13 protein-coding genes are annotated in these 14,811 nt (G+C 39.9%); 8 read left to right on the top strand and 5 right to left on the bottom strand.

Going from position 1 to position 14,811, the window contains the following annotated elements:
• Positions 1-113: 113 nt before the first annotated feature.
• The 6 genes from AC1M9K_RS10565 (at position 114) to AC1M9K_RS10540 (ending at position 6,788) form a co-directional block, all read left to right on the top strand.
• A complete protein-coding gene (locus AC1M9K_RS10565; RefSeq protein ID WP_092767547.1) occupies positions 114-758 on the top strand; it encodes a phosphoribosylanthranilate isomerase in 645 nt (214 codons plus the stop codon).
• Positions 739-1,983, top strand: a complete 1,245-nt coding sequence (gene trpB / locus AC1M9K_RS10560) for a tryptophan synthase subunit beta (protein ID WP_092767544.1) — start codon at positions 739-741, stop codon at positions 1,981-1,983. The genes AC1M9K_RS10565 and trpB overlap by 20 nt, the downstream gene beginning before the upstream one ends.
• Before the next feature lie 552 nt (positions 1,984-2,535).
• The gene (locus AC1M9K_RS10555) at positions 2,536-3,048 is read left to right on the top strand and encodes a DUF1543 domain-containing protein (RefSeq protein WP_092767542.1); all 513 of its coding nucleotides are present in this window, start codon (positions 2,536-2,538) and stop codon (positions 3,046-3,048) included.
• A 230-nt stretch (positions 3,049-3,278) separates the two neighbouring features.
• Positions 3,279-4,922: a nitrite/sulfite reductase gene (locus tag AC1M9K_RS10550; RefSeq protein ID WP_092767540.1), complete on the top strand. Its 1,644-nt coding sequence runs from the start codon at positions 3,279-3,281 to the stop codon at positions 4,920-4,922.
• Positions 4,915-5,400, top strand: coding sequence for a DUF934 domain-containing protein (locus AC1M9K_RS10545; RefSeq protein ID WP_092767538.1), 486 nt, complete (start codon positions 4,915-4,917; stop codon positions 5,398-5,400). Before AC1M9K_RS10550 ends, AC1M9K_RS10545 begins: the two co-directional genes overlap by 8 nt.
• Positions 5,401-5,801: 401 nt before the next feature.
• Positions 5,802-6,788, top strand: coding sequence for a diaminopimelate dehydrogenase (locus AC1M9K_RS10540; RefSeq protein WP_092767536.1), 987 nt, complete (start codon positions 5,802-5,804; stop codon positions 6,786-6,788).
• Between the two features lie 108 nt (positions 6,789-6,896).
• On the opposite strand, the gene AC1M9K_RS10535 is transcribed toward AC1M9K_RS10540, so the two are convergent.
• Together AC1M9K_RS10535 and AC1M9K_RS10530 are read right to left on the bottom strand one after the other, a co-directional pair.
• Positions 6,897-8,072 carry a thiolase family protein gene (locus AC1M9K_RS10535; RefSeq protein WP_092767533.1) on the bottom strand — a complete coding sequence of 392 codons (1,176 nt, stop codon included), beginning with the start codon at positions 8,070-8,072 and terminating at the stop codon, positions 6,897-6,899.
• Between the two features lie 101 nt (positions 8,073-8,173).
• Positions 8,174-8,704 (bottom strand): GspH/FimT family pseudopilin, encoded by a 531-nt coding sequence (locus tag AC1M9K_RS10530; protein WP_092767530.1) that lies wholly within the window; start codon positions 8,702-8,704, stop codon positions 8,174-8,176.
• A 372-nt stretch (positions 8,705-9,076) separates the two neighbouring features.
• Between AC1M9K_RS10530 and omp38 the strand changes: the two genes are divergently transcribed.
• Together omp38 and AC1M9K_RS10520 are read left to right on the top strand one after the other, a co-directional pair.
• Positions 9,077-10,129, top strand: coding sequence for an outer membrane protein Omp38 (omp38, locus tag AC1M9K_RS10525; protein WP_092767527.1), 1,053 nt, complete (start codon positions 9,077-9,079; stop codon positions 10,127-10,129).
• Positions 10,130-10,237: 108 nt separating this feature from the next.
• Positions 10,238-10,696 (top strand): OmpA family protein, encoded by a 459-nt coding sequence (locus tag AC1M9K_RS10520; RefSeq protein ID WP_171260707.1) that lies wholly within the window; start codon positions 10,238-10,240, stop codon positions 10,694-10,696.
• 54 nt (positions 10,697-10,750) lie between these two features.
• Here the strand turns inward: AC1M9K_RS10520 and AC1M9K_RS10515 are convergent, their stop codons facing one another.
• The 3 genes from AC1M9K_RS10515 to AC1M9K_RS10505 form a co-directional block, all read right to left on the bottom strand.
• Positions 10,751-12,205, bottom strand: coding sequence for an amino acid permease (locus tag AC1M9K_RS10515; RefSeq protein WP_092767523.1), 1,455 nt, complete (start codon positions 12,203-12,205; stop codon positions 10,751-10,753).
• 10 nt (positions 12,206-12,215) lie between these two features.
• Positions 12,216-13,241, bottom strand: a complete 1,026-nt coding sequence (locus tag AC1M9K_RS10510) for a methyltransferase (RefSeq protein ID WP_481589234.1) — start codon at positions 13,239-13,241, stop codon at positions 12,216-12,218.
• 61 nt (positions 13,242-13,302) lie between these two features.
• Positions 13,303-14,667 carry a uracil-xanthine permease family protein gene (locus AC1M9K_RS10505; RefSeq protein ID WP_035270592.1) on the bottom strand — a complete coding sequence of 455 codons (1,365 nt, stop codon included), beginning with the start codon at positions 14,665-14,667 and terminating at the stop codon, positions 13,303-13,305.
• Positions 14,668-14,811: the final 144 nt, after the last annotated feature.

Here is a 14,811-nt window from a genome sequence, read left to right as displayed (position 1 = left end):
CTTCACACCGAATATTCTGAGTGAACTTTACGCAAGATGAAAAAATTGCTTTACAATGAAGCGCCCAAAAATGATAGATCGGCTATGATGAGGGTGGATTAGAGCTAGAATAGATGCGAACTCGTGCAAAAATATGTGGGATTACCCGATTAGAAGATGTCCAAGCTGTTGTGCAAGCTGGTGCGGATGCCATAGGACTTGTGTTTTTTCCACCAAGTCCAAGACACGTAGATGTTGAGCAAGCAGCACTGTTGGTTCAAGCGATTCCTGCTTATATTCAATCAGTTGGATTATTTGTTAATAGTTCAGCCGAAGAGATCCAAAACATACTTAAAAAAGTCCCTTTAGATATTTTGCAGTTTCATGGCGATGAAAGTCCAGAACAGTGCAAACAAATTGCTCAAGCAGTGGGTCGCCGCTGGTATAAAGCAATTCAAGTAAAACCAGAACTAGATATCGTTGAAGAAATCAATAAATATCAAAAGTTTGGTGCGAGTGCTGTGTTGTTGGATGCATGGCATCCAGATTTAAAGGGCGGAACAGGCCACAGCTTTGATTGGACAACATTTCCAAAATTAAATATTCCATTGATCTTGGCAGGAGGACTAAACCCTGACAATATCGAGCAAGCAATTCTTACAACACAAGCATATGCTGTGGATGTGAGCGGCGGTGTAGAGTCCGCAAAAGGTATAAAAGACCAACAACTCGTAGAACGCTTTATGCAAGGAGTCCATCGTGGATCAGCAAACCGTTAATCAACAAGATCAAGTGATTGACTATACCCAATACCCTGATGCAAAAGGGCATTTCGGTATCCATGGCGGACGTTTTGTGTCAGAAACTCTAATGGCTGCACTAGAAGATCTAGAGCAACTGTATTTCCGAATGAAAAATGACGAACAGTTTTTGGCAGAATTCGACCGTGACCTCGCTTTTTATGTAGGTCGTCCAAGTCCGCTTTATTATGCTGAGCGATGGTCAAAGGAGTTGGGTGGTGCACAAATCTATTTAAAACGAGAAGACTTGAACCATACTGGCTCCCATAAAGTAAATAACACGATTGGTCAGGCTTTACTGGCGAAGTTATCAGGCAAAAAACGTATTATTGCTGAGACTGGTGCAGGTCAACATGGTGTGGCAACAGCGACCATCGCAGCGCGTTTAGGGCTTGAATGTGTTGTATACATGGGTGCAGATGATGTGAAACGCCAAGCGATGAATGTATATCGTATGCGTTTATTGGGCGCGACTGTTGTTCCTGTCGAAAGTGGTTCTAAAACATTAAAAGATGCCATGAATGAAGCCATGCGTGATTGGGTAACAAATGTCGATTCTACCTATTACGTGATTGGTACAGTTGCAGGTCCACATCCATATCCTCAATTGGTACGTGATTTCCAATCGATCATTGGTCGTGAAGCACGCCGTCAAATTCAAGAGCAAGCAGGTCGTCTACCAGATGCATTGGTTGCTTGTGTCGGCGGTGGTTCAAATGCGATGGGCTTGTTCTATCCATTCCTGAATGATCAAGAGGTGAAAATGTACGGTGTTGAAGCTGCTGGTTACGGTATTGAAACTGGCAAACACTCTGCTCCATTAAATGCTGGTCATGTTGGTGTGCTGCATGGTAACCGTACTTATCTGATGTCAGATGCGCAAGGTCAGATTATTGAAACACACTCAATTTCAGCAGGTTTGGATTATCCTGGTGTAGGCCCAGAGCATAGCTTCTTAAAAGATATGAAGCGTGTTGAGTATGTTCCAATTAATGACAATGAAGCATTACAAGGCTTCCGTGACTTAACTAAGATTGAAGGTATTATTCCTGCACTTGAAAGTTCGCATGCGATGGCATATGTGACTAAGTTGGCTCCAACGATGTCTAAAGATCAAATTATTATTGCGACGGTTTCAGGTCGTGGTGATAAAGACTTAATGACAGTTGCACGCATTGATGGCGTGGAAATGGTAGAGATGTAATTCACCCTTTAAGCCTCTCCCTTTGGAATGGGAAGCACTGCTTCGTAAGGGGAGAGGTGCTATTTAGAAAATCGCATTTAAGCCATTGTATGCGATTTTTTTATGCGCTCTAGAAAAGCTAAAATATTTTCCTAAAATTTGATTTTTGGATCGGCGACATGGATGTCGTCTGTATTTCTGTGATACAGGCAAGTATCATCAGAAATACAAAATGATTTTGTTACTTTTACCGAAAAAAAGTAAGGCAGTTTGGAGTGTGAATCTATTTGAGATTCAGATTTGAAGAGCTATTTCATGGACTTACTTTTACGTTACTTTGGAAAAGCCCAAAGTAACCGAAGGCTTTCTGTTGAGCAGATATTACATTCTTGTAATACTGCTCAACGGGGGACATCCATGTCGCCACCACGTATCCATTATCGTTGAATTGGTCAGGTTAATCTTTAAACCCTGTATAAAAATCAGTAACACAGCCAATCCATTCTTTTCAGTAGTGGCAAATCCAAATTCAGGTATGATTAATGGTCTTGTCAAAGCCAAAGGAAATCAACCATGCCAAGCCTATTTCTTGTAATGCTCGGTGGTCGTCATGCACGTGCCAATACTGAAGTGCATGATGTGGTTTTGGCTGTTGGGGATTCACTTGAAGAAGTCTATCCTCAACTCAAAAATGCTTGGTTTGGTGAGCAGAAAGGTTTACATATTGATGCTTGGGCGAAGGTAAATGGAGTGGAGTATAATGAGCAGCAATTCCAAATCCATTTTACAGATGCAGCTCCTAATGAAAACGAAATGAAACTCTGGTTGATTAATTTAGGTGGGTACCACGTTAATGAGTTCGGAGAGTTACATCGTTATGTATTAGTACCCGCTTTAAATAGTTCATCGGCTAAAGAGCGTGGAAAATCATTCTTTGGAAAAGATTGGCAAAAACAGCATACAGATCGGGTTTTGGACGTTGATGATTGTATTGCCATTGATCATGTGCATGGTCGTTATGTGCAATTGATTGAGGGTCAATTTAAAGAAGGGTACTGGGAAAATACATACATCACGATCGGATAATTTTTAATAAAGAACAAATTTACTATCTATATGAATTTATGTGCTAAGAATGGTTAAATAAAATCTTTATGTGGAATAAGTACTGGAATCCAGAGCTTGTCTATATATCAGTGATTCGAGTGATTACATATCAATAAAACCGCTATTAAATATGTAAAAAACGCATTTTATTGATAGATGAATAAAAGCTATGCTGTGCTTCGTTAAAATTAAACTACTAGCTGTACGCCATGTATTTATATACTGATTTCGATCAGCAACTGATCAATGAACGTGTTGCACAATTCCGTGATCAAACGGAACGTTATTTAGCTGGAAAGCTTACTGAAGATGAATATCGTCCATTACGTTTACAAAATGGATTATATGTTCAGCGTTATGCGCCGATGCTTCGCGTCGCTGTACCTTATGGTTTGATGAACTCTAAACAGCTTCGTAAAATTGCTGAACTCGCTAAAGCGTATGACCGTGGTTATGCACACGTTTCTACTCGTCAAAACTTTCAATTTAACTGGCCAGCATTAGAAAATGTGCCAGACATGTTGCAAGAGTTGGCATCAGTTCAAATGCATGCGATTCAAACATCTGGTAACTGTATTCGTAATACAACAACAGACCAATATGCAGGTGTCGTTGCTGGTGAAATTGAAGATCCAAGACCGACATGTGAGTTGATTCGTCAGTGGTCAACTTTCCATCCAGAATTTGCATTCTTGCCACGTAAGTTCAAGATCGCAGTTTCTGCACTTGCTGAAATCGACCGTGCTGCAACAGCATTTCATGATATCGGAGTGTATATCGTTCGCAATGAAGCGGGTGAAATGGGCTACAAAATCATGGTTGGCGGTGGTTTAGGTCGTACACCGATCATTGGTGCTGTGATCAAAGAGTGGTTGCCACGTGAAGACCTTATTGCTTACTTAGAAGCAGTACTTCGTGTGTATAACTTACACGGTCGTCGTGATAACAAATATAAAGCTCGTATCAAAATCTTGGTAAAAGCTTTAACACCTGAAGTTTTTGCTGAAAAAGTTGAAGCTGAATTTGCACATACGATTAAAACTTTAAAAGTTGATGCAGACACTCTGGCGAAAATGGACCAGAACTTCACACCATTTGCGTACCAAGATTATGCAGATGAAGACTTCTCAGAACTGTTTGCTACACATCCGAAATTCAAACAATGGTTTAACATCAATACCAATGCACACAAAGTGAAAGGTTACCGCATCGTAACAATTTCATTGAAACGTGCAGGCGTTGCACCGGGTGACGTGACTACTGAAGAAATGAACTTGATTGCTGATCTTGCGGATAAGTACACTTTTGGTGAATTGCGTACCACGCATGAGCAAAACATTGCCCTTGTCGATGTACCGCAAAAAGATTTATTTGAGCTTTGGGCGATTCTTGAAAAGAATAACTTGGCTCGCGCGCACATTGGTTTCTTAACTGATATTATCTGCTGTCCAGGTGGTGATTTCTGTTCGTTGGCAAATGCGAAATCTATTCCGATTTCTGAAGCGATTTCACGCCGTTTTGATGATTTAGATACGATTTACAACTTAGGTAAATTAGACTTGAACATCTCAGGTTGTATGAATGCCTGTGGTCATCACCATGTGGGTAATATTGGTATTTTAGGTGTCGACAAGAAAGGCGCAGAATTCTACCAAATTACATTGGGTGGTAATGCAGACCATGATGCTTCAATCGGTGACATCTTAGGACCATCATTTGCTGCTGAAAAAGTACCAGATGTGGTGGAAGAAATTTTGAACACTTATCTTGATTTACGTCAAGAAGGTGAAGAGTTCATTGATACTTATCGCCGTGTCGGCATTCAACCATTTAAGGAGCGTGCATATGCTTAATACCGCACTACAAGTGCTCTCTAAGGATGGCACGATTGCAGACAATACTTATCAACTGATTGGTGAAGATGGCGTATTGCCACAAGGTGATGTGGTTTTAACGGTGGAGCAGTTAGACCAGCTTGCCAATGTTTCAGGTAAAAAAGCACTTTACCTAACCGTAGATGCCTCACCTGAAAACAATGAATTCCCACTTGATCAGCTTGATGCAATTTTTATTGAGTTTGCAGGTTTTAATGATGGTCGTGGGTATTCATTTGCCGCATTGTTACGTCGCCAAGGCTTCCAAGGCGAACTTCGTGCAATAGGTGATGTATTCAAAGACGTGTTGAACTACATGAAGCGTTCTGGTTTCGATACTTTTGTGATTAAAGAGGGTAAAGATATTGCAGAAGCAGCAGCAGGTTTAAACGACTTTACTCAACCTTACCAAGCGTCCACCGCTGTACCAAAACCAAATTATCAAACGGGTGCTTAATTTTATTAAGTGATAAAAAAACTGAACTTAGGTTCAGTTTTTTTTATTTGATGGAAACAAGATTTCGGTATTCATAGTTCAGCCTAAGCGCTATTCAAAATGACACATAGAAGGTCAAAGTTTAATCATAAGTCTATTTAGAGCAGAATTTTTTAATTCATTCAGAAATATATAGCGACAAAGCCTTTAGTGCAGCGGTTTTTTATATGATTCAATTGATCGATTAACACTGATTTAAATGATAAATTTGCTCCAAAAAAGTGCAGTTTATTGTAGTATGTTAGTATTCATTTGATCATTTTTGGTGCGGGTTTTTCTCCATTCAATCAGACTGTTTTGCGGTATATGTTTAGTACTCAGTCTAGTGATCTTGCCATCATTTAAATAGTGAAGCAGTTGTTATGCAAAATTTGATTCGTATTGGTATTGTTGGTTATGGCAACCTCGGTCGTGGCGTTGAAACGTCAATTCAAAAGAACCCAGATTTAGAGCTTGTGGGAATTTTTACACGCCGTGCACCTGAATCAGTGTCTCCTTGCTTTAGTGACACGAAAGTTTTTCATATGGATGACTTAAATGACCTTCAAGACAAAATTGATGTGTTGATCTTATGTGGTGGATCTAAAGATGATCTTCCAAAACAAACACCAGAATTGGCAAGTAAATTCAACACAGTAGATAGTTTTGATACGCATGCACGTATTCCTGAGTTTTTTGAAGCAGTGAATGAGCCTGCACTTGCTAACAAAAAAACGGCAATGATTTCGATTGGATGGGATCCAGGCATGTTCTCAATTAATCGTCTATTTGGTGAGGCATTATTACCAGATGGTGAAACCTATACTTTCTGGGGTAAGGGTTTGAGTCAAGGTCACTCAGATGCGATTCGCCGTGTGGCGGGTGTTAAAGCAGGTGTTCAATATACTATTCCATCACAAGATGCGATTGATAAAGTTCGTAGTGGTTCACGTCCTGTATTAACCACTAAAGAAAAGCATACTCGTGAATGTTATGTTGTGCTTGAAAATGGTGCTGACGCTGAAGCCGTAAAGCAGGCGATTGTGACCATGCCAGACTATTTTGCAGAGTACAACACGACTGTGAACTTCATTGATGAAGAAACGCTTCGTAACGAGCATAATCGTATGCCCCATGGTGGATTTGTCATTCGCAGTGGTAATAGTAGTGCAGAGCAGACTCAAGTAATGGAGTTTTCGTTGAAATTAGATAGCAATCCTGAGTTTACTGCAAGTGTACTTGTGGCTTATGCACGTGCATGCTACCGCATGAATCAAATGGGTCAATATGGCGCGAAAACTGCATTTGACGTTGCACCAGGCTTATTGTCAATGAAATCTCCAGAGCAACTACGTAAAGAAATTCTTTAAGTCTAATAATTCAAAGTTATGCTTTGAATTGAGATTATAAAAAAGCCTCTAGCTAAGCAGAGGCTTTTTTATTTCCCTTCTTTTTGTAGAGGAGGGGCTTTAGAAGCTTTAGATTAACTCAATCGCCACTGCAGTTGCTTCGCCACCACCGATACAAAGCGCAGCAATACCACGTTTACCACCTGTGCGTTTAAGTGCATGGATTAACGTTAAAATAATCCGTGAACCTGTAGATCCTACTGGATGTCCTAAAGCACATGCTCCGCCGTTGATATTTACTTTTTCAGGGTCGAGTTTGAACTCATCAATAGGACACATCGTGACCATTGCAAAAGCTTCGTTGATTTCCCAAAGGTCGACTTCTGCGACATCCCAACCTGTTTTATCGAGAACCTTTTGGATTGCACCGACTGGTGCAATCGTAAATTCAGACGGATGTTGTGAATTAGAAGCATATGCCACAATTTTGGCTAAAGGATTTAAACCCTTTGCATGTGCTTGCTCAGATGAGCTGATAACCAAGGCTGAAGCACCATCAGAGATCGAGCTGGCATTGGCAGCAGTGATCGTACCATCTTTAGCAAAAGCTGGGCGAAGTGTTGGGATTTTATCGATGTTTGCGTTAAAAGGTTGCTCATCTTTATCTACAATGACATCACCTTTACGTGTTGACACAGTAACAGGGACGATTTCATCGTTGAAGTAGCCTTCAGTAATCGCAGTTTGAGCGCGTCTTAATGAACGTATTGCGAAGTCATCCATTTGCTCACGGGTGTAACCTTTGGTATTAGCCATATCTTGAGCAAATGAGCCCATTAAACGACCAGTTTCAGCATCTTCTAAACCATCGAAGAACATATGATCTTTGATTTCACCATGACCCATGCGGTAACCACCACGTGCTTTAGGTAAGACGTAAGGAGCGTTGGTCATAGACTCCATACCGCCTGCAACCACAAAATTTGCTGAACCAGCTTTAATCATATCAGCTGCTTGCATCACAGCTTTCATGCCTGACCCACATAATTTATTGATTGTCACTGCACCTGTCGAGTCAGGTAGACCAGCTTTGCGCATGGCTTGGCGAGCAGGGCCTTGTTTTAAACCTGCAGGCAAAACGCAACCCATAATGACTTCTTCAATGTCTGCTGGCTGCAAACCCGAGCGTGAGATAGCCTCTTTAATGGTCGCTGCACCCAGTTCTGGTGCAGTCACACTTGATAAACTTCCCTGAAAGCCGCCCATTGCTGTACGTGCACCATTAAGGATGACGATATCAGTCATTATTCTCTCCAATTTATTTAGCTTTGTTTTACAGCTTGAGTATATGTAATATCAGGCCAATTAATATTGGCTATAGTGTGTAAAATGTGACTGATAAGTTGTCATTCACATGTCTTAGTTTCTTCAAGACGAGTCTGTCCCATCATTGATAGTCTAACGATTAGATTTGATTTATTTGAATGTGCACAGTATTTGAAATGTCCCATTGATCCACGTGGTAAACCAGAGTCTGGTTGAAAGGTGATTGTATTCCTACTGGTAACACCACCTCTCCAACTAAAATCACCATATTGATAATCAGTCGTAGTAACTTGAATAAGCTTTTCGTGAGGATCGAATTCTTGATTGTGATTCTGATCTAGAAAGATGATAAACCCTTTATGCCATTGACTGTTCGTACACGATTTTAAATCTTGAGAAGCACAGATAATCACAGGGCTTCGGTAACTTACAGCATTGGCTTTAGCTTGGCTGATGGCCTGCCGTACCGTGCTAAGAATTTGCGCCCTTTCTTGATTTTCACGAAATTCATGATAATGAGGGAGTGCTATCATCACAAGAATACTAATAATGACGATCGTGAAAATGAGTTCTAAAAGGGTAAAAGCAAGAGATTTACAATAGGAATACATTTTAAAGCTTCTAGTATTTGTTAATTATTTGAATTTATAGATAATCTTGGTGAAGTTGTATTATAAGCTGAAGTGCTAAAAAATGATTACTATCACCTTTGAATGCTGTTAATATACCAAAAATGAAAAGATAAGTTATTCATGCTGATAAATTGAGTAAAAAATTACCGAATTACAACGGAAATTGTAAGTAATTTTGTCAATAATTTACTTGATTAAAGTAATCAAACACTTGGAATTCACTTTAAGTGTTTGTATGATTCAACATGAGTAGCTTAAAAAAAATACTGGGGTATAAAAAAGCCTATCTCAGGAAGCCATAATTATTTTAGGCTGAGCTTGAAAAACAATTGTTATCTCTGGAGGATATCCATGAAATTGAGTCGTATCGCACTTGCTATGCTTGTTGCTGCTCCATTCGCTGCTGCTAATGCTGGTGTAACTGTTACTCCACTATTAGTGGGTTACACATTCCAAGACACTCAACATAATAACGGTGCTGCTGATCATTTATCTGACAGCAATATCGAATTACAAGACGATTTATTCGTTGGTGCTGCGTTAGGTATTGAGCTTACTCCATGGTTAGGTTTTGAAGCTGAATATAACCAAGTAAAAGGTGATATCGAAGGCACAATTACTGGTACTGATGTTGGCGAGTACAAGCAAACTCAAATCAATGGTAACTTCTATGTTACTTCTGATTTAATCACTAAGAACTATGACAGCAAAATTAAGCCGTACGTTCTTTTAGGTGCTGGTCACTACAAATATGAATACGATGGTGTAAATCTTAAAGATGATGAAGGTACTTTAGGTAATGCGGGTGTGGGTGCTTTCTGGCGCTTGAACGATGCTCTATCTGTTCGTACAGAAGCTCGTGCAACTTATAACATCGACGAAGATTTCTGGAACTACACAGCACTTGCTGGTCTTAACGTAGTTTTAGGCGGTCACTTGAAGCCAGCTGCTGAAGTAGTAGAAGTTGCTCCAGTTCAACCAGCTCCAGCTCCAGTTCAACCAGCTCCACAAGAGTTGACTGAAGATCTTAACATGGAACTTCGCGTATTCTTCGATACGAACAAGTCTAACATCAAAGATCAGTACAAGCCTGAAATTGCTAAAGTAGCTGAAAAATTAAACGAATATCCAAATGCAACTGCTCGTATTGAAGGTCACACTGATAATACTGGTCCGCGTGCGTTGAACGAACGTTTATCTTTAGCTCGTGCTAACTCTGTGAAATCTGCTCTTGTAAGTGAATACAACATTGACGCTTCTCGTTTAGCGACTCAAGGTTTCGCTTGGGATCAACCAATTGCTGACAACGCAACTAAAGAAGGTCGTGCGATGAACCGTCGTGTATTCGCTACGATTTCTGGTAGCCGTACAGTAGTTGCTCAACCTGAAGCAGCAGCTCAATAATCTTTAATAGATTATAAAAGACAGCTCTTCGGAGCTGTTTTTTTTACCCATTTTTTATAAATGTGATATATTTCACAAAATATAATCAACAACACAATGAGAATAAAGATGAAATATAGTTTAATAGCAAGCCTATGCATTACTTTAACTTTGACAGCTTGTGCAACGACAAAGATACAATCAACTAATAGTGTACAAGACTTGGATCAAAAGATACTAAATGAATTAAAACAAGGTCTACCGCTGTATTTTAATCACAATTCCCGTCAAATAGATGTCCGATATGAACCTTATTTAACAGCAGCTTCAAAAATTCTGGCGCAGAATAAAAGTTTTATACTTCAAGTGGATGGACATACAGATAATCGAGGGTCAGTATCAGCGAATCAAAAAGTATCTCTTGAGCGAGCAAATGCTGTGCGTAATGAATTGGTGATGCAATATAATGTTGATCCTAAACAAATTTCGACACAAGGCTATGGCCCAAATCAGCCAATTGCGGATAACACGACAGAAGAGGGTCGAGCATTGAATCGTCGAGTGAATTTAACCTTAAAAATACAATAAGATCAGAATCTAACAATAAAAAAACAGCTCAATTTGAGCTGTTTTTTTATTTTATTAGTCTTGATCGACTTGAATTGGTTTTACATCCATATCTTGATATTGAATCAACTTGGTTTTGTACTTGAACTTATAAACTAGCCATATTGCTAAGAATAAGAAGATCCCAATATATGTGGAGACTACTGCGATCCACTCCCCATCAAGTACGGCTTGATAATTTTGACCTAACACAACGATTGCACACAAAATAAAAGCGAACCACGGTGCAAAAGGGAAAAATTTTGCACGATATGCTAAATCTTCTAACTTATATCCTTGAGCCAAATAGCCTTTCCTGAATCGGTAATGAGAGATTGCGATACCGAGCCATACGATAAAGCCACACATACCAGACATATTCAGAAGCCAATTAAATACTTCCTCTTCACCAATAAATGTCGTCAAGAAGCATAGTGCTGCGATTGCTGTCGTAGCATAAAGTGCATTCATTGGTACACCGCGACCATCAAGTTTGGAGAAAACTTTGGGTGCACTTCCATTTTTTGCCATATCAAACAGCATTCGTGTGGAAGAGTACATTCCTGAATTTCCGGCAGAAAGGATAGCCGTAAGAATGACCGCATTCATGACACTTGCAGCGAAAGCAAAGCCTGCTTGTTCATAGAGTAAAGTAAAAGGTGATAATGCAATATTCTCATCTGAAGCAGCTTGCATTAGACGAGGATCATCATACGCAATCAATGTACCGATAATAAAAATACATACGATATAGAATAAGAGAATACGCCAGAAGATCTGTTTAATCGCAATAGGAATGGTTTTCTTCGGATCTTTCGACTCACCAGCGGCAACACCAACCATTTCAGTACCTTGAAATGAGAATCCTGCGATCATCGCAACACCAATTAATGCCGACAAACCACCTACAAATGGCGCTTCTCCCTTTGACCAATTTGCGAAAGTTGCAACATTGGGTGTCATCATGATTTTGGCAATCATGAAAATTCCAATGATGATAAATGCAATTATGGCAAGAACTTTAATGAGTGAGAAAAAGAACTCAGACTCACCAAAACCTTTGACTGTTAAGGCATTAATACCAAAAACGATAGCAAGGAAAATGGCACTCCAATAGAAACCTGGGATATCAGGAAACCAAAATTTCATGATGAATTGAACTGCAACAAGTTCAAATGCGACGGTTATCGCCCAGTTGTACCAATAGTTCCATCCTAGTGCGAATCCAAATCCACCTTCGACATATTTGGTGCCATAAGTGAAGAAAGCACCTGATGTTGGATTGTGTGTTGCGAGTTCGCCTAAGCTGGTCATGAGGAAGTAAATCATTACGCCAATTAAACAATAGGCAAGTAATGCACCACCAGGGCCAGCATTGGCAATTGTTGCACCCGAAGCTAGGAATAGTCCTGTACCGATAGAACCACCAATGGCGATCATATTAAGATGGCGTGCTCCAAGCTTTCGCTTAAGTTGACCGGTTTCGCTCATCGAAAGTTCCTTATGATTTCTTTTGAGTACTTGCAAACAGTACTTTAAAGCCTTGTTGATCAGTCAAAGTTTCACATTGACCAAAATTTTGCTCAATGAGAGTTGGGTAGTTTAAAAAACGATTTGCCACGATCCAAAGTTCACCACCAGATTTTAGATGGCGACGTGATGTCTTACAAAGATTCTCACTCGCATTGTAATCAGTGTATATACCCTGATGGAAAGGAGGGTTACTGACGATGGCATGTAAAAATAGTGGCGCATCTTCAATGCCAGTCACAGCTTTGATTTCGAGCTGTTCTGGTGACAAATTATTTTTTTCAAATGTTAGGCGGGTGGAGGCGAGCGCAAAAGCATCCACATCAAGCGCAAAAATACGATTTTTGGGATTCAATTTGGCTAAATATGCACTGATAATGCCAGCACCACAACCGAAGTCAGCGATTTTACCTGAACTCACTCGATTGAGGTAGGGGAGAAATACAGCTGTACCAATATCAAGTTTATTTTGACTAAATACACCAGGTAAAGCATAAATCTGTAATTCGCCATTCGGTGTTTGAATTGTATATTGTTGAGCCCAATTTTCTAAAGCTCGAGGCGTAGGAGTCTGATCGATTATTAATTGCCACATTTGACAATGACGAGCGCTGTCTAGTTTGACACATTTGCCAAATGGAACGAGTTGTTTTGCTGCTCGTTCAATGCCACCTTTCTTTTCACCCACAAGAAAAATTGATCCACCAAGACCGAGTTTTAATATCACACAGTGTAGTAAGTAATTCAAAAGCTCTTTGGCTTTAGGCACAAAAACAATGACTTGATCATATTCTGCTTGAGGGATATCCGTCCCAAAATGAACAGGAATATTTTGATTTTGGAAAAATAGAAAGTCGTTATAATTCCATGTCCATACTGAAGTCTGAATATTTTTATCGAGCTGAGTGCTTAAGTCATCAGTTGGCGCATTGACTAATAATATTCGACCTTTCAGAAAGTTATGTTGACGAATAACAACTTCACTTTGAGGAACCATATATTTCTCCACAGAATAAAAGAGCCCAGACAATGCTGGGCAGTCTTTGATTCAATCTAAATTATTTCTTTGCTTCAGGTAGAACGAAGTTCAAGATCAAGGCTGCAATGCCGCCAGTTGCTACACCAGAGCTAAATATATTACGAATGAGTTCAGGCATATGTTCAAGAATCTGTGGAACTTGAGCAACACCTAAACCAAGAGCAAGTGAAATTGCAATAATAAGCAATGCACGGCGGTCAAGCTGAATACCAGAAAGGATATTAATCCCGGATGCTGCAACAGCCCCAAACATCACCATGACAGCGCCCCCCAGTACAGCTTGAGGAACAGCTTGGATGATGGCAGCCACTGCTGGTAGTAAACCCAAAATAACTAATAGAGCGGCGATCCATATACCCACATGGCGACTAGCGACACCAGTTAATTGGATTACTCCGTTGTTTTGAGCAAAAACAGAACTCGGGAAAGTATTAAATAAGCCTGCGAGTAAGGAGTTTGCACCGTTGACGAGTACACCACCTTTAATGCGCTCCATCCATTTCGGACCATCAACAGGCTGATTAGACAACTTAGAGGTCGCGGTGATATCACCAATCGCTTCTAATGAAGTAACCAGATAAATAAATGCCATTGGTATAAATAAACTCCAAGAGAAGTCTAAGCCAAAGTGCATTGGTGTAGGGATTTGAACCAAAGGTGCATTTTCTAAGCCAGAAAAATCTAAATGGCCCATGAAGCCTGCTAACGCATAACCTACGATCAGTGCAATTAATATCGCACTACTCTTGACCCATGTAACATTTAAGCGGTTTAAGAGAATGATTAATGCCAAAACAGTACAAGACATAATGAGATTGTCTGTATTGGCAAAAGTATTATTCCCCATCGCTTGGTAACCACCACCCATTGAGATTAAACCTTCTTTAATCAAGGTTAAGCCAATGAGAAGTACAACAATACCAGTCACAAGTGGAGTAATGAGTTTTTTCACCCATGGTAATATGCGTGAAACGCCCATTTCAATGAATGAGCCTGCAATCACGACACCAAAAATTGAACCCATAACAGTTTCAACTGGAGTTCCCGCGGCAACCATTGCTGAGCCAATCCCAATAATAGGACCGATAAAGTTAAAACTTGTACCTTGAACAATCAGTAAGCCTGCACCGAAAGGACCAACCTTTTTACTTTGTAAGAATGTCGCAATACCTGAAATCACCAATGACATGGAGAGGATCATGTTTGTATCTTCTTTAGAAACACCTAAAGCCAAACAGATCAATAGACCAGGAGTAACAATCGGAACAATAATGGCAAGTAAATGCTGAATGGCAGCGAGAAAAGCGATGAACGGTTTTGGTTTATCGTCTAAACCATAAACAAGATCGAGTTTCGGTTCTTGAGATTGGTCGGGAGCAGACATGGTCTATACCATCTAGATTAAGCGAAAGTGCCGACATTCTAATCGAGTTACATGGGTTTACAAAACCGAAACATAACCATTCGTCAAAAAAAAATGAAATTGTAAAGAAACAGTCACTATAAAAGTTTAGGATTTTTCTGTATA

This window comes from Acinetobacter sp. 24-47-67, from assembly GCF_056779735.1.
This window is presented reverse-complemented; position numbering and strand designations above follow the sequence as displayed.